Source organism: Paracoccus halophilus (genome assembly GCF_000763905.1).
GTDB classification, from domain to species: Bacteria; Pseudomonadota; Alphaproteobacteria; order Rhodobacterales; family Rhodobacteraceae; genus Paracoccus; species Paracoccus halophilus.
Map to the genome: position 1 here is coordinate 14,887 of NZ_JRKN01000007.1, position 15,834 is coordinate 30,720.

Consider the following 15,834-nt stretch of genomic DNA (forward strand, 5'->3'; position numbering starts at 1 on the left):
GGCACCTCATTCGGCCGCCGCGATCCGCCGACCGGCGGGATCGGCCACTGCGCCGTTCAGCCCGAACTCGAATTCGAGGGCGTCATCAAGCGCCTCATCCTCGTCCGCGAGGGCCTCGTCGCCGCTCCAGGGGGTGCGCGACCAGGACGGCGCTGGCGCTGCGTCATGGGCCGGAACGCCGTGCAGCCGCGCCGCGTTCAGCAGGTCGCGAATGTTCAGGGCCAGATCGGACAGATCCTCCTGACCGCGCCGGCCGGGCGCGAGGCTGGACAGCAATCTGGCGATGGCGGTCTCGAATTCGGCGGGGCAGGCATCGATCACGGCCTTCACTGCACCGGCGGGTGCCGAGGCCATCCCCAGGAATGGGGGCTCGTAGCCGGCATTCTTGAGCCGCGGGACACGCAATTCGATCACGCCGAAATCGGTCACCCATTGCCGCGGGCGCACGCCGTTGCGCCAGTCCCGGCGCTTCTTGTCGCGCTGACCGTAGCCGACCCCGCAGATCCGGTCGGCATCGATGTCCATCTGGTGATGCGCCGCGCAGGCCAGGATATCGCGCGCGAGCGAGGTGCCGGACAAGCCGATCCGGCGCGATTCGGTGGCGCTCATCCCGACCGGCACCATATTGCCAAGCAGGATACTGTCGGGCACGACCGATTGCGCCAGCGCCTTGAGCGTCGGCCATCGGTCGCCCTTGATCGCGCTGGCTTTGGCCGCGCGGTCCCGGATCGCGCCCATCAGCGCCCCGTCCTGCAATTCCCAGGGCGAAAAGACGCGCAGCCCGGTCGCGGCCTCCGCCTCGCGCACGCCCAGAGGCGAGCGGCCAAGCCGGCCGCTGAGCGCCAGCACGTCATGGCCGGCCTCGGTCAGGATATCAAAGCCGTATTTCGCGCCCATCGCATCATAGGCGGCGAAGACCGTGCCGATGGTGAAATCCATGATGCTGGGGCTGCGGATCAGCTGCGCGGTCTCGAGCTGCTGCAGGCCGTCGGCGATCTCGATCACCGCGACCTCGCAGCCCTGCGCGGCGGCATGGTTCATCAGGCGGTTGGTCGCGGCCTCGATCTCCGGGATGCTGACCAGATAGGTGCTGGCATGGCCTGCGTCGGTGAAATCCAGCGAAATATCAGCGCCCGCGTCACGCACGATCCACATGTCGCCGCCGGCGCCGGTGCCGGTGATCTTCAGCGCCGCCACCTTGTAGCCCATGCGCTTGAAGCCGCGCACCAGCGAGGTCGCGGTCAGGGTCTTGCCGGCATTCATCGAGGTGCCCAGCGACAGGATCGCCGGGATGGTCGGGGCGAATTCCGGCGCCTGGACACCGAATTGCATCACATTCAGGCGGTTGCCCTCGGCATCGCCCAGAATGCCCAGCGGCGTGATCCTGGTGGGCGGCTTCATCCGCTGGTGACGCGACAGTTCGATCGCCGCAAGGCCGCCCGCGGCGACCAGATCGCAGGGCAGCAGATCGGTTCCGATCTGGGCCTCGTACTGGTCGGGGGCGTACCGGTTTCCAAAGCAGACGATGATCTCGTCGCCCGGAAAAAGATGCGCGCGGCGGCCGTCGAACAATTCAAGCTTGGTTTGTTTTCCAATCTCGTCAATTCGCGCAAGAGTCAGATCTCCGGGATTGGGGGAAATATCGCCGGAGATAAGCGTCCTGTATGCTTTTTGCGGAACGCGGCGAGTGCTGAACGCTCTTTTCGCCCTAGAGATTCGGTTTCTGCCAATCGTGATGCGTTTCATGCCCTAAACCTCCTGGTACAAACCTAATTGGGAAACCCTGGCGCGACGGCCCGCCACGGCTCACACGGCCATGCTTTTATCGATTAAAATAATCTATTTGCGACAGAAGGTTTTTTCTCAGGGCTGATTCGCATCAGCTCTTGCATCCGGGAAGGCGCAAAATCGTCCTGATTGAGTTTTATTCCATTGCTGGCGGACGGCCCAGGAAAGGCGGGCGAAAATCTGCTTGTCCTGGGGTGCCGGGCTTGTCTTTTGAGTCTGGGCTTGTCCCTGCCCGGTCCGGGTTTCCGTGCCGATTCGTTCGTGAAAAAACGCGGCCTTCCAATGATTTCATATATTAATCAGACTTCTGCGGTTCAATTCCATGCCGTTTTCGGAGCTTGTTGGCAGATTGGCGGCTTCACAAGCGTCCGCGTGGCATCCGCTTTCGCTGCGCGAGGCGGCAGGTGCTTCCTTTCTTTGATAGGCTGAAAACAGCCGGCGCAAGATCCGTTACCGGCGGCTATTCGCTTATCGAAACCCCCGCGGAAGTTTCAACCTGCGGAGTTGCGATAATCGGAATTGTAAAGCGATAATAGGAACCGTTCTGCGGGTTATTTCAAACCATCAAGTTCGTTATTAAGTCGAATCGGTTCAGTTATCGCCTGGGTTGACTGGGATCGATTCTCTTCTCTTAAAATCCCAAAGCTTCGGTCATTTCTTCGGCCTGAAGCATTCCCCGGGCGCTATGGCCGACATCCCGCGCCTCGACCAGTGTCCAATTGAAACTCCATCCGCGTTCTTTTGCGATGTCCCTGGCTTTGGCAAAGGTCAGCTCGCCCCGTTCCAGCCTGTTTCTTCCCTGCCGGATGGCGGCATCGGTCATGGTCAGGTCTTCGTCTCCGGTATCGCGCTCGCCCAGATAGATGGTGATCGGCGCGGCAAGATAGTCGCGCATCCATCCGGTCGTTTCCTCGTCCTCGGCAAGCCCGCCATAGCCATAGGGCGCGTCCTCGTTCCGGGTCGGCAGGACATAGGTCGAGGGATTTGCCAGAATGACCCGGCGCACGCCGGCCGGCATGCCATAGGCCGCGACGCGCGACAGGAACTGCCCGCCCGCCGAATGGCCGAACAGGTAGCCCGGGGCATCGGGGCGGCCTTCCTGCTGCCTGGCCCATGTCAGCAGATCATCCACCATATCGACGGTCCAGTCCTCTTCCGAGCGCAGGCGGCCGTCCTCGGCCACGCCGCCGCGGTGATAGGCCCAGCTGGGAAAGCGGTCTCTGTCGAAAAGCGGAGCGTAAAGCGCGAAGCAGCCGCGATCGGCAAGCGGAATGGCGGCCTCGAGATAGGATTCCGCGGTTCTGCTGTTGCCGTGAAAGATCATCAGGATCGCCGGCGATGCGCAGCCTTTGGGGCGATAGCTGAAGACCTGCAGCCTTTGGCCGTCGACATCTGCCATCTGGCGCAGCACCTCGCCCGAATAGGCCGAGGCGGTCGCCGTGCCGATCATGCCCAGGAATGCGGCGGCGATCGATCGTTGCGTGCGGCGCAGGCGGAACAGGGGTTTCCATCGCATTGTCCGGCTCCTTGTCATGTTGTGAAGGGGCGCCCGGGTCGGGCCCCACAGCCAACAGATGACCGATGCTGCGGGTTCCCCATCCGCGATCCCGGCGGGCATGGCGGCGCGCGGTCAGCCTTGCGCCAGATCCCGCCGCGTGTCGATATCCCTTGCCTCCTGGGGGAAATCGACAGCGGGGCGCCGGTTTTCATTCGCGCGGCGCATGAACATCGTCCTGTGCCATCCGCGCCCCGATCCAGTCACGGAACACCGCCAGCGGCCGCAGCCCCGCCTTGCGCTCGGGCCAGGCCAGCCAATAGGCACCATGCCCCGGCACGGCAGGGCGCAGGATCGGGCGCAACCGGCCCTCATGGATTTCGATCTGCGCCAGATAGTCGGGCAGCAGCGCCACGCCCAGCCCCGAGATGGCGGCCTGGATCATCATCGAGAACTGGTCCATCATCATGCCCTCGGCCCCCTCGGGGCGGGCGAAGCCCTGGCCCTGGAACCAGTCCGCCCATGCGCCGGGCCGGCTTTCCAGCTGCAGCAGCTCGGCCCCGGCAAGGTCCTCGGGTCCGGCGATCGGATGGTGCGACAGGAAGGCGTCGGAGGCACAGGCGGTCCATCTTTCGTCGAACAGCTTCAGATGCAACGCGCCCGGCCAGTCGTCGCTGCCGTAATAGATGACCGCGTCGAAGGGTTCGGCGTCGAAGCTGAAGGTGGTGAAGCGGGTCGCCAGATTGACCGAGATGCCGGGGTTCTGCGACAGGAAGCCCGGCAACCTGGGCGCCAGCCAGCGAGTGGCAAAGGTGGGCAGCACGGCCAGATCCAGCGTGCCGCCATCGGGATTGGCGATCACCGACATGCTGGCGCGCTGAATGATGTCGAGCGCGCCCGAGATGTCGCGGAAATAGCGCCGGGCGGCCTCGGTCGGGGTCAGGCGCTTCTTGTGGCGGATGAACAGCTGGCGCGTCAGCTGCGCCTCAAGGCTCTGGATCAGGCGGCTGATCGTGCTTTGCGTCAGCCCCAGTTCCTGCGCCGCGCCGGTCACCGAACCGGCCCGCATCACCGCGTCGAAAGCCAGAAGCAGGCTGAGATTGGGCAGAAAGCGTCTTTGGCGCAAAACATTCACCCTATGCATCAAGTCATCAGGATTATCCATTTTGCGCGACGAATTGAAGCCTGTATTGCATAGTGACCCGATCCCGGACCCCGCAGCAGCATGAGGCATGACGTGACGAATAAATCGCATAAGGGCAGCCCCTTTTCCTGGTCCGATCCGTTCCTGCTGGAGGATCAACTGACCGAGGAAGAGCGGATGATCCGGGACAGCGCCGCCGCCTTTGCCGCCGACCGTCTGGCGCCGCGGATCGAGGCCGCCTATCTGGACGAGGCGACCGACCCCGAGATTTTCCGCGAGATGGGGCAGGCGGGTCTGCTGGGTGTCACCGTGGCCGAGGAATATGGCGGCGTCGGCGCCTCCTATGTCGCCTACGGGCTGGTCGCGCGGGAAATCGAGCGCGTGGACAGCGGCTATCGCTCGATGGCCTCGGTGCAATCCTCGCTGGTGATGTTCCCGATCGAGGCTTACGGCAGCGAGGAGCAGAAACGCAAATACCTGCCCGGGCTGGCCTCGGGCGAGCTTATCGGCTGTTTCGGCCTGACCGAGCCGGATGCCGGCTCCGACCCCGGCGGCATGAAGACGCGGGCGAAAAGGACCGAGGGCGGCTATGTGCTGAACGGGTCCAAGATGTGGATCTCGAACGCGCCGATTGCCGATGTCTTCGTGGTCTGGGCGAAATCCGAGGCGCATGGCGGCAAGGTGCGCGGCTTTGTGCTGGAGAAGGGGATGAAGGGCCTCAGCGCCCCCAGGATCGAGGGCAAGCTGAGCCTGCGCGCCTCGATCACCGGCGAGATCGTGATGGAGAATGTGGAGGTCGGCGAGGACGCGCTCCTGCCCGGCGCCGAGGGCATGGGCGGCCCCTTCGGCTGTCTGAACCGCGCGCGCTATGGCATCAGCTGGGGCGCGATGGGCGCGGCCGAGGATTGCTGGTTCCGCGCCCGCCAATACGGGCTCGACCGGCAGCAGTTCAACCGCCCGCTGGCCGCGACCCAGCTGTTCCAGAAGAAACTGGCCGATATGCAGACGGAAATCGCGCTTGGCCTGCAGGCCAGCCTGCGCGTCGGGCACCTGTTCGACGAAGGCCGTTTCGCGCCAGAGATGATTTCCATCGTCAAGCGCAACAATTGCGGCAAGGCGCTGGATATCGCCCGGGCCGCGCGCGACATGCACGGCGGCAACGGCATCCAGATCGGCTATCACGTCATGCGCCATGCGCAGAATCTGGAAACCGTGAACACCTATGAGGGTACGCATGACGTGCATGCGCTGATCCTGGGCCGGGCGCAGACCGGGATTCAGGCCTTTGGCTGAGCCGGCGCTGAAGGGGCTGCGCGTCGTCGAACTGGCGCGCATCCTTGCCGGGCCGTGGATCGGCCAGACCCTGGCCGATCTGGGCGCCGAGGTGATCAAGGTCGAGGCACCCGAGGGCGACGATACCCGCCGCTGGGGGCCGCCCTTCATCGAACGGCCCCGGGCCGATGGCGGCACGGAAACCGTTGCCGCCTATTTCCATGCCGCGAACCGGGGCAAGCGCTCGGCGATCTGCGATTTCAACGATCCGGGCGATCTGGACCGGCTGAAAACGCTGATCGACGATGCCGATGTGGTGATCGAGAATTTCAAGCTGGGCGGTCTGCGCAGGTTCGGGCTGGATTACGACAGCCTGTCGGCGCGCAATCCGGGCCTTGTCTATGCCTCGATCACCGGCTTCGGACAGGACGGGCCGCGCGCCGCGCAGCCGGGATATGATTTCCTGATCCAGGGCATGTCGGGCATCATGGACCTGACCGGCGATCCGGGCGGTGAGCCGCAGAAGGTCGGCGTCGCCTGGATCGACATCTTCACCGGGCTTTACGGCACCATCGCCGTGCAGGCGGCACTGGCCGAGCGCGCCCGGTCCGGGCTGGGGCAGCATCTGGACCTGTCGCTTCTGGATTGCGGGGTCGCGGTGCTGGCCAATCAGGCGACGAATTACCTGCTGGGCGGCGCGGTGCCGCATCGTCTGGGCAATGCGCATCCCAATATCGTGCCCTATCAGCTGTTTCCCGCCAGCGACGGGCATCTGATCATCGCATGCGGCAACGACCGGCAATTCGCGGCGCTGTGCCGGGTGCTGGAGCTGCCGGATCTGGCGCAGGATCCGGAATTCGCGACCAATCCGGCGCGCGTGGCGAATCGCGACCGGCTGGTTCCCCTGCTGGCCGGGGCGACGCGCCGCCAGGGCCGCGCCAGCCTGATCGCCGCGCTCGAGGCGGCGGGCGTGCCCGGCGGTCCGGTCAATGACGTGGCCGAGGCGCTGGCCGAGCCGCAGATCGCCGCCCGGGGGCTGAGAATCGCGCCCGAGGGGATTGCCGGCCTGCGCAGTCCGATGCGGTTCTCGCGCAGCCCGCTGGTCACGGATCGCGCCGCCCCGGCCCTGGGCGCGGGCGAATGGCGCTTTCGGGATTAGGCAGCCTCGAACGTCTGCCGTCGCCTTTTCCCGGTCTGGCAATCCGTCGCTGTCGAGCGGGCCGCATGCCGCAGGAAATGAGCCATCCGCCTTGCTATGGCCGCTGAAATCCCATAGCTAGCGCGCTGAAACACGGGGGGCGCAGGGCCGGGCGGTTGCGGCATGGTCCGGGCCAGCGTCCTGCCCCGCAGCTTGGATGGATGAAGGAAAACAGATGCAGGTCAAGGAAACCCGGAACGAAGGGCTGAAGCGCGGCTATGAATTCACGCTCCCCGCCGCCGATCTTGCGGCGCAGGTCGATGCGAAGCTGAAAGAGGCCCAGCCCGGGATCGAGATGAAGGGATTCCGCAAGGGCAAGGTGCCGATGGCTCTGCTGAAAAAGCAGTTCGGCCAGCGCGTGCTGGGCGATGCGATGCAGGAAGCCATCGACAAGGCGATGCGCGATCACCTTGAGCAAAGCGGCGACCGCCCGGCCGCCCAGCCGCAGATCGAAATGGTCGATGGCGAGACCTGGAAAGAGGGCGACGATGTGGTCGTCACCGTCGCCTATGAGGCCCTGCCGCAGATCCCCGAGGCCGACCTGTCGGGCATCGAGCTTGAGCGTCTGGTCGTCTCGGCCGCCGACGAGCAGGTGACCGAGGCGCTGCAGAACCTGGCCAAGAATGCGCAGGATTTCGAGGATCGCCGCAAGGGCTCCAAGGCCAAGGAAGGCGATCAGGTCGTGATCGACTTCAAGGGCATGGTCGATGGTGAGGCCTTCGAGGGCGGCACCGCCGAGGATTACCCGCTGGTGCTGGGCTCGAACAGCTTCATCCCCGGCTTCGAGGACCGGCTTGTCGGCGCCAAGGCCGGCGATGAGGTTCGGGTCGAGGTGAAATTCCCCGAGGAATACGGTGCCGAGCATCTGGCCGGCAAGGACGCGGTGTTCGAGACCACCGTCAAGGCGGTCAAGGCCCCGAAAGAGGCCGAGATCGACGACGAGCTGGCCAAGAAATTCGGCGCCGACGATCTGGAGGCGCTCAAGACCCAGATCCGCGAGCGGCTGGAAGCCGAATACAAGGGCGCCGCGCGTCAGGTGCTCAAGCGCGCGCTGCTGGACAAGCTGGACTCGCTGGTCAAGTTCGACCTGCCCGAGTCGCTGGTCGAGGCCGAGGCGAACCAGATCGCCCATCAGCTGTGGCACGAGGAGCACCCCGAAGAGCACGGCCATAACCATGGCACGATCGAGCCCACCGATGAGCACAAATCGCTGGCCGAGCGCCGTGTCCGTCTGGGCCTGCTGCTGGCCGAGATCGGCCAGAAGGCCGAGATCACCGTGAGCGATCAGGAAATGACCCAGGCGGTGCTGCAGCAGGCGCGTCAATATCCGGGGCAGGAGCGTGCCTTCTTCGAGTTCATCCAGAAGAACCCGCAGGCCCAGCAGCAGCTGCGCGCCCCGATCTTCGAGGATAAGGTCGTCGATCACATCGTCGAAGGCGCCAAGGTCTCCGAGAAGACCGTGACCAAGGAAGAGCTGGAAAAAGCCATCGAGGCGCTGGACGAACTCTGATCCGGCCCCGCATGACCTGGCCAAGGCCGCCCCGCTCGGGGCGGCCTTTTCCTTGCCTGCCCGGGGCCGTCGGGCATCAGGGCGAATGGGCGGCGATTGGGACATATCCGGGCGCCCGATCCGCCCCGGATTGGCGGTGGCGGGCAGGGGCCTGCCCCCGGTTCAGTGCCGGCGGCCTACAGCCGATGCAGGCGGGCATCGTCCCGCGTTTCGGGTTCGGCGGTGTCCCCGGCCGGGTCCGTCCGGGCGGTACCGGGCGGGACGGCGCGGCGATTCGCGCCGTCGGCCAGGTCGCGGATCAGATCGGCGGTATCGCCGAAATCGCGAACTATCGAACCCGCCTGAGCCGCGACCTCGCGAAAGCCCAGCAGGGCGGATGCCAGCGCGCCCATGAGGTTATCGACCCCGTTCGAGAGGCTCGCGGTATTCGTCTCGACCTCCTGCAGCAGACCGGGGCCGCCGGACCGGCGACCCGCCCGCCGCTTGCGCATCGCCTCGGCGCGCAGCCGCGCGGCCCGGCGGTCATCGTCAAGCTCGCGCGCGCGGGCGCGTTGACGTATCGCTTCGCGTTCCTCGTCGGCGAGATCGGCGAAACGCGGCGCCATGGCCCGGCGCGCGCGCGGCGGCGGGCTTTCGTCCGACAGTGCCGCCAGCAGATGGCGCCCGGCGATTACCGTGCCGGCGGTCAGCGCCGCGACGGCAAGGGCGGTGCCGCCCCAGACCAGCCATTTCGCCTGTGCCGACGGGCGCGGCCAGGTCCGGGATCCATCGGGCGAGACATCGCCATGCGGCGGGATGCGGCGCGAGTCGCCCGCGAAATCCGGTCGTGCCCGGTAGCGGGCGCCGCCATGTTCATCGGTGCGACCGCCTGTGACCGGCGGATGGTCGTCGTGATCGGGCAGGGAGGTGTCATCTGACATCGCGGGAGTTCCCTTGGCGAAATATCGCTTTGCGAACCTAACCCCCGGGCGGCCGGAATGTTCCAGCGGGCCGCCCCGCTTATGCCGGCGGCGATGAAAAAACGCGCCGGGTTGCGGCGCGTTCTTCCTGTCTTGCATGTGGCGGCGATCAGTTCGCGGCCTGGTCCTGGGCAGAAGCTGCCGGGGCCTGGTCGTCGTCGTCGTCGCGGCCAGCCGCACCGATATCGTCGAAAAGCTCGGCGATTTCGAATTCCGCGGCGGCTTCCTCTTCGGCGGCCAGTTCCTGGATCGACTTGCCCGAAGCCTGCAATTCGGCCTCTTCGGCCGAGCGGGCGACGTTCAGCTTGATCACCGCATCGACTTCGGGATGCAGGTGCACGTTCACCGTGTGCAGACCCAGCTCCTTGATCGGCGCGGCCAGGACGACCTGACGACGCTCGACCGCGAAACCTTCGGCATTGGCGGCATCGGCGGCGTCACGCGGCGTGACCGAGCCGTAAAGCGCGCCGGCATCCGAAGCCGAGCGGATGATGACGAACATCTGACCGTCCAGCTTGTCGGCCAGCTTCTGCGCCTCGGCGCGGGTTTCGTCGTTGCGCGCGGCCAGATCGGCCTTCTGCGCCTCGAATGCGGCGATATTGGCGTCCGAGGCCCGCAGCGCCTTGCCCTGCGGCAGCAGGAAGTTGCGCGCGAAGCCCTCTTTGACCTTCACGACATCGCCCATCTGGCCCAGCTTTGCCACACGTTCCAGCAGGATGACTTGCATGATCGTCTCTCCTTACTTCACGGCATAGGGCAGCAGCGCCAGGAACCGGGCGCGCTTGATGGCGCGGGCCAGTTCGCGCTGCTTCTTGGAGGAAACGGCGGTGATGCGCGACGGCACGATCTTGCCACGTTCGCTGATATAGCGCTGCAGCAGACGGGTGTCCTTGTAATCGATCGCAGGCGCATTGTCGCCCGAGAAGGGGCAGACCTTGCGGCGACGGAAGAAGGGTTTGTTGGCCATGTCTCTGGTTCCTTTCCCTTAGTTCCGGTCGTCGCGATCGCGCGAGCGGCGCTCGCCGCGCTCTTCGCGCTTCTGCATCTGGACCGAGGGGCCTTCCTTGTGCTCCTCGACCTTGATGGTCAGCACGCGCATGACATCGTCATGCAGCCGGGCCAGACGCTCCATTTCCTGCACGGCGTCCGAAGGGGCGTCCGAGCGCAGGAAGGCGTAATGACCCTTGCGGTTCTTGTTGATCTTGTAGGCAAGCGTGCGCACGCCCCAATATTCATTGTCCACGACCTTGCCGCCATTATCGGCGAGAACGGTCGAAAAATGTTCGATCAGCCCTTCGGCCTGCGTGTTAGACAGGTCCTGACGGGCGATCAGCACATGCTCGTAAAGCGGCATGCCTTCACCTTTTTTCCAGGGCGCACTTCAACGGCGGGCCATCCCTTCCGCGCCCCGCCTCGAGAGGTCGCGCCGGTTTCGCACTTGCGGAAGGATGCGGCCTTATAGCCGGGATGCCGGCAAATGCAAGGGAAAACGCCGCCGAAATCCCGACCGGCCGGGCAATCCGCATTGCGGTTTCCGCGCCGCGGCGAAACACCAAGAGCTCAGCGGGCGCGGCAATGCCTTGTTGCCATTGCCGCGCGCATCTGGGAACCACGACTGAGCCACTTCCAAACGGAGTTTGTCATGAAACCTGTTTTCGTTTCCGTCGCCATGATGGCCCTCATTGGCGCCTCCGGCGCCTTGGCGGCGCCCGTGACCTATCGGTTCGACCCCGCGCACAGTCAGGTCGTGTTCGAATATTCGCATATGGGATTTTCAAACAGCACCGGCATCATCAACGGCGTGACCGGCACGCTGGTGCTGGATCGCGATGACCTTGCCGCCTCCAGCGTCGAGGCGGTGATGCCGCTTTCGGGGCTGCGCACCGTCTCGCCCGAGTTGGACCAGCACCTCTTCGGACCGGATTTCTTCAATACCGACGTGGCCAAGGCCGAGGCCGTTTTCAGATCGACCAGGGTCGAGCCGGACGATGACGACGAGGCCCGCGTGACCGGCGATCTGACCCTGAACGGCGTTACCCGGCAGGTCGTGCTCGAGGTGGAACTGAACAAGCTGGCGCCGAACCCGATGGACGGCAGGGAAACCATCGGCTTCGACGCCGAGACCGAGATCAGGCGTTCGGATTTCAACCTGGGCCAATTCGCGCCGGCGGTCGAGGATGAGGTCGATATCGACATCACCATCGAGGCCGTGGTGGCGGAGTAACCCGCCGGACAGCCATTCAGGGAAAGGGGGCCGCCCGGTCCCCTTTCCAGTTTTATCAATCCTTTGCGCGGCAAATCTACATGGGCGCGGGAAGCGGCGTGGTATTCGTCCGCACCGGCAGGATCGGATGGTCGATCCGTGGCTGATCGCCCGTCACCGCGCCAAGGAAGACGACGATATCGTCCACCTGTTCGGGCTCCAGTTCCGTTCCCAGCTGCGACGAGGACATGATCTGCACCGCCTCCCTGAGATCCCAGACCACGCCCGAGTGGAAATAGGGGGCGGTCAGCTCGACATTGCGCAGCGGCGCGGCGCGGAAGACATATTCGTCATCCACGGTATTCGTGACCTCGAAGCGGCCGGTATCGCCCTCGGGCAGCACTTCGGCGCCGGGCTTCGCGACCAGCCCGAAGGGGTGGTAGTCCTGCCCGCCCAGGTTCACGCCATAGTGGCAACCGGTGCAGCCCGTGTCCATGAAGGCCTGCAGCCCGCGCTTCTGCTGATCGGACATGGCCGCGTCATCGCCGCCGAGAAAGCGGTCGAAAGGACTGTTCGGCGTGATCAGCGTGGCCTCGAACTGTTCGATCGCGGCGGCGAAATTGTCGAAATTCACCGGATCGTTGTCGCCGGGAAAGGCGGTGCGGAAAGCCTCGACATATTCCGGCATCGAGTTCAGCGTCTTGACCAGCTCTTCGGGGGTGTTGCTCATCTCGACGCTGGCCTGGACCGGACCCTTGGCCTGCTCGGCCAGATCGGGCGCGCGGCCGTCCCAGAACTGCGCGGCGTTGAAGATCGCGTTGAGCATGGTGGGCGCGTTGCGCGGCCCTCTCTGCCAGCCATGCCCGACCGAGGTCGGCAGGCCGTCAACCCCGCCCAGGCCCACGTTATGGCAGGTCTGGCACGAGATCAGACCCGATCGCGACATGCGCGGATCAAAGAACAGCACCTTGCCCAACTCGATCTTTTCCGGGGTCAGGGTCACGCCTTCGGGGTTTTCCTCGGTCTGTTTGATTGCGGTCATGTCCGAGGGAATCGCGTCGAACACGCCCAGGGCCTCTTCGCGCAGGGCATCGTTGTCTATGCCGGCGGTCTGCGCCAGCGCGGGCAGGGTGGACAGGGCCAGACAGCTTGCTGTCAGCAGGGGGACGAACTTCATCGTGGCTCCTTTTGGCTGCGAAGATATGCGCGTCGGCGGTGATCCTGCGCCGAAAACGGCGGGCCCGCTTTGATCTGGGTCAGATGGCCGCGCGGTTCACGCTTGCCGGTCGGCGGCGCAACGGCTAATTCCCTGTCATGTTGCCGCAGGACCGCCTTTCCCAGATTGTCGCGCGTTTCGAATATCTCGAAGCGCAGCTCAACGCAGGGCCGTCGCCGGATGAGATTGCCGCGATAAGCCGCGAATATTCCGAGCTGAAGCCGGTGGTGACCCAGATCGCGCAATGGCGCGAGGCGCAGGATGGCATCCATGAGGCGCAGGCCATGCTGGCCGATCCCGAGATGCGCGAACTGGCCGAGGATGAATTGTCGCGCCTGCGCGCCGAACTGCCCGGCCTCGAGCACGCGCTGCGCATCGCGCTGTTGCCGCGCGACGCCGCCGATGCCCGTCCCGCGATCCTCGAGATCCGCCCCGGCACCGGCGGCGAGGAAGCGGCGCTGTTCGCCGGCGATCTGCTCAACATGTACCGCCGCTTTGCCGAGGCGCAGGGCTGGCAGTTTCAACTGCTGGAACTGGCCGAATCGGATCTGGGCGGCGTGCGCGAGGCCATGGCCCGGATCGAGGGCGAGGGGGTGTTCGCGCGGCTGAAATACGAATCCGGCGTGCATCGCGTACAGCGCGTGCCTGAAACCGAATCCGGCGGCCGCATCCATACCAGCGCCGCCACCGTCGCCGTCCTGCCCGAGGCCGCGGATGTCGATATCGACATCCCCGCCAGCGATATCCGCATCGACACGATGCGCGCCAGCGGCGCCGGCGGCCAGCATGTCAACACCACCGATTCGGCGGTGCGGATCACCCATCTGCCCACCGGCATCGTGGTGACCAGCTCGGAAAAATCGCAGCATCAGAACCGCGCCAACGCCATGGCCGTGCTGCGCGCCCGGCTTTACGATATCGAGCGCCAGCGCGCCGATGCCGAGCGCGCCGCCGATCGCAAGAGCCAGGTCGGCTCGGGCGACCGGTCCGAGCGTATCCGCACCTATAATTTTCCGCAGGGCCGGATGACCGATCACCGCATCGGCCTGACGCTGTATGCGCTGGACCGCATCATGCAGGGCGATCTGGCCGAGATCCTCGATTCGCTCACTGCCCATGACCAGGCCGAGCGGCTGGCCGCGCAGGACGCCTGAGGACATGGGCGATTCGCCGAATGCGGCCGAGGCGCTGCGCCGGGCCGTCGCGCAACTGGTCGCCGCCGGGATACCCGGCGCGGTCGAGGATGGCCGGCTGCTTTTCGCCCATGCGCTGAATCTGCCGCGCCATCGCCTGACCGATGCGATGGCCCGGCCGCTCTCCGCATTGGCGCAAGAGCGGTTCGAGACGGCCGTCGCGGCGCGCCTCGCACGGCAGCCGGTGGCCCAGATCATCGGCCGCCGCGCCTTCTGGAAGCATGATTTCCGCGTCACCCGCGATACGCTGGACCCGCGTCCGGAAACGGAAACCCTGGTCGAGGCGGCGCTGCAGGCGCCCTTTACCTCGGTTCTGGATCTGGGCACCGGGACCGGGGCCATCCTGATATCGCTTCTGGCAGAGCGCCCGGAAAGTCGCGGGACAGGCACCGATATTTCCCGCCCCGCGCTTCAGGTGGCGCGAGAAAACGCAGAGATGATAGGCGTTTCGGCGAGTTTCATCGAAAGCGACTGGTTCTCGGCCGTGCAGGGTCGCTTCGATCTCATCGTGTCGAACCCGCCCTATATCGCGCTGGACGAGATGGCCGGCCTTGCGCCCGATGTGCGCGAATGGGAGCCGCGCCAGGCGCTGACGGATGAGGCCGACGGGCTGACCGCCTATCGCGCGATCGCCCGCGACGCGCCCGCGCATCTGACCCCGGGCGGGCGGTTGATGGTGGAAACAGGGTCCGGGCAGGGCGCGCAGGTGGCGGCGCTGATGCGCGCCGCCGGATTGCAAGATGTGTGCATCCTGCCGGATCTGGACGGCCGCGACCGGGTTGTTTTCGGCCGAAAACCGCGCTGATCCGGCAAGCAGTCACAAGTTTTGATGCATTTGCCAGAATTTTTTGCTTGTGCCGGCCGCTGCGGCGTGTTTATTCGCATTTGTGACGGGGGCGCAGCGCCCACGCACGGGTCAGTTACACTCAGCCTCCAACTGGTTAATGCGGGGATCGGGAGCCAAGCTCCTTGCCCGATTGAGAATAGCCGTAACATGACCCCAACCTCAGCCGGTCGCAGCCGGGAAAACTGATTAAAATAAGCTGATGAGATCATCCAAATCCCGTTCGCGCAACAAGTCGAACCGACAGCGCACACTGGGCAATGTCGTCAACCGTGTCTTCGATTCCTCGGGTCCCGAGGGCAAGGTACGTGGTACGCCCCAGCAAATCATCGAGAAATACCTGACGCTGGCCCGCGATGCGCAGCTCTCGAACGACCGTGTCGCCGAGCAGAGCTTCCTGCAGCATGCCGAGCATTACACCCGCATGCTGGGTGAAGCGCAGCGCGAGCAGGCCGAACGCCAGCAGAACCAGCAGCAGCATCAGGGCGGTCGCGACGACGACTCGCGCGATGCGGGCAATGGTCAGGGCGAAAACGGCTATGGCCAGAACGGTCATAACGGCAACAACAGCCGCCGCGACCGTGGCAGCGATCAGGCGGAGGACCGTCGCGACACCCGCCATGACGAGCAGCCGGCGGCGCAGCGCAATGACAAGCGCGCCGGGAACCGGGGCGATGCGGCAAACGGCGATGCAGGTCTGCCGCCGGTCATCGCTGACGAAGAGGAAGCCAGCGGCCCGGTCGCGACCCCGGAATCCGCGCCGGCTTCTGCCGGGCAGCCGCCGGATCGTGGCGCGGATAAGGCTGCGGATCAGGCTGGGGATCAGACCGCGGCCGAGGCGCCTGCCGCCGAGGAAGCCCCCGCAGCCGAACCGGTCGCGCCGGCACCGCGTCGCCGCACCCGCGCCACCGCTGCCGGCACCGCCGCGCCCCGCGCTCCGCGCGGCCGCAAGAAGGCCGCCGACAAGGAAGGCGCGGCCCAGCCGGACAAGGCTTCTTCGGGCGAATAGGTT

The 15,834-nt window shown here is 65.5% G+C and carries 15 protein-coding genes; 7 read left to right on the plus strand and 8 right to left on the minus strand.

The annotated features are described in order from the left end of the window. Positions 1 to 6: 6 nt before the first annotated feature. The 3 genes from IT41_RS19400 to IT41_RS06740 form a co-directional block, all read right to left on the minus strand. On the minus strand, positions 7 to 1,572 hold the full coding sequence (locus tag IT41_RS19400; protein WP_052081320.1) for a transposase: 1,566 nt from the start codon (positions 1,570 to 1,572) through the stop codon (positions 7 to 9). An 847-nt stretch (positions 1,573 to 2,419) separates the two neighbouring features. Continuing rightward, on the minus strand, positions 2,420 to 3,304 hold the full coding sequence (locus IT41_RS06735) for an alpha/beta hydrolase (RefSeq protein WP_052081321.1): 885 nt from the start codon (positions 3,302 to 3,304) through the stop codon (positions 2,420 to 2,422). A gap of 190 nt (positions 3,305 to 3,494) precedes the next feature. Further along, positions 3,495 to 4,427, minus strand: a complete 933-nt coding sequence (locus IT41_RS06740) for a LysR family transcriptional regulator (protein ID WP_197055981.1) — start codon at positions 4,425 to 4,427, stop codon at positions 3,495 to 3,497. Positions 4,428 to 4,508: 81 nt separating this feature from the next. Between IT41_RS06740 and IT41_RS06745 the strand changes: the two genes are divergently transcribed. From IT41_RS06745 to tig, 3 genes are all read left to right on the plus strand, one after another. Beyond that, positions 4,509 to 5,720 (plus strand): acyl-CoA dehydrogenase, encoded by a 1,212-nt coding sequence (locus IT41_RS06745; protein WP_036739757.1) that lies wholly within the window; start codon positions 4,509 to 4,511, stop codon positions 5,718 to 5,720. Beyond that, complete coding sequence (locus tag IT41_RS06750; protein ID WP_036739759.1) at positions 5,713 to 6,858, plus strand: CaiB/BaiF CoA transferase family protein; 1,146 nt, start codon at positions 5,713 to 5,715, stop codon at positions 6,856 to 6,858. Before IT41_RS06745 ends, IT41_RS06750 begins: the two co-directional genes overlap by 8 nt. Positions 6,859 to 7,072: 214 nt before the next feature. Beyond that, positions 7,073 to 8,407 (plus strand): trigger factor, encoded by a 1,335-nt coding sequence (gene tig, locus IT41_RS06755; protein ID WP_036740016.1) that lies wholly within the window; start codon positions 7,073 to 7,075, stop codon positions 8,405 to 8,407. Between the two features lie 176 nt (positions 8,408 to 8,583). Here the strand turns inward: tig and IT41_RS06760 are convergent, their stop codons facing one another. From IT41_RS06760 to rpsF, 4 genes are all read right to left on the minus strand, one after another. Continuing rightward, positions 8,584 to 9,327 (minus strand): hypothetical protein, encoded by a 744-nt coding sequence (locus tag IT41_RS06760; RefSeq protein ID WP_052081322.1) that lies wholly within the window; start codon positions 9,325 to 9,327, stop codon positions 8,584 to 8,586. A gap of 148 nt (positions 9,328 to 9,475) precedes the next feature. Further along, positions 9,476 to 10,093 (minus strand): 50S ribosomal protein L9, encoded by a 618-nt coding sequence (gene rplI, locus IT41_RS06765; protein WP_036739760.1) that lies wholly within the window; start codon positions 10,091 to 10,093, stop codon positions 9,476 to 9,478. A 12-nt stretch (positions 10,094 to 10,105) separates the two neighbouring features. Beyond that, entirely contained in the window at positions 10,106 to 10,333 is a 228-nt protein-coding gene (gene rpsR, locus IT41_RS06770) for a 30S ribosomal protein S18 (RefSeq protein WP_036739763.1), read from the minus strand. Between the two features lie 18 nt (positions 10,334 to 10,351). After that, positions 10,352 to 10,720: a 30S ribosomal protein S6 gene (gene rpsF, locus IT41_RS06775; protein WP_036739764.1), complete on the minus strand. Its 369-nt coding sequence runs from the start codon at positions 10,718 to 10,720 to the stop codon at positions 10,352 to 10,354. 288 nt (positions 10,721 to 11,008) lie between these two features. Between rpsF and IT41_RS06780 the strand changes: the two genes are divergently transcribed. After that, positions 11,009 to 11,590: a YceI family protein gene (locus IT41_RS06780; protein ID WP_036739766.1), complete on the plus strand. Its 582-nt coding sequence runs from the start codon at positions 11,009 to 11,011 to the stop codon at positions 11,588 to 11,590. A 76-nt stretch (positions 11,591 to 11,666) separates the two neighbouring features. On the opposite strand, the gene IT41_RS06785 is transcribed toward IT41_RS06780, so the two are convergent. Continuing rightward, positions 11,667 to 12,746, minus strand: a complete 1,080-nt coding sequence (locus IT41_RS06785; RefSeq protein WP_036739768.1) for a cytochrome-c peroxidase — start codon at positions 12,744 to 12,746, stop codon at positions 11,667 to 11,669. A gap of 137 nt (positions 12,747 to 12,883) precedes the next feature. Between IT41_RS06785 and prfA the strand changes: the two genes are divergently transcribed. The 3 genes from prfA (at position 12,884) to IT41_RS06800 (ending at position 15,831) form a co-directional block, all read left to right on the plus strand. Next, positions 12,884 to 13,939, plus strand: coding sequence for a peptide chain release factor 1 (gene prfA, locus IT41_RS06790; RefSeq protein ID WP_036739770.1), 1,056 nt, complete (start codon positions 12,884 to 12,886; stop codon positions 13,937 to 13,939). A 4-nt stretch (positions 13,940 to 13,943) separates the two neighbouring features. Then, positions 13,944 to 14,783, plus strand: a complete 840-nt coding sequence (prmC, locus tag IT41_RS06795; RefSeq protein ID WP_036740018.1) for a peptide chain release factor N(5)-glutamine methyltransferase — start codon at positions 13,944 to 13,946, stop codon at positions 14,781 to 14,783. Positions 14,784 to 15,024: 241 nt separating this feature from the next. Beyond that, a complete protein-coding gene (locus IT41_RS06800; protein WP_036739772.1) occupies positions 15,025 to 15,831 on the plus strand; it encodes a DUF4167 domain-containing protein in 807 nt (268 codons plus the stop codon). Positions 15,832 to 15,834: the final 3 nt, after the last annotated feature.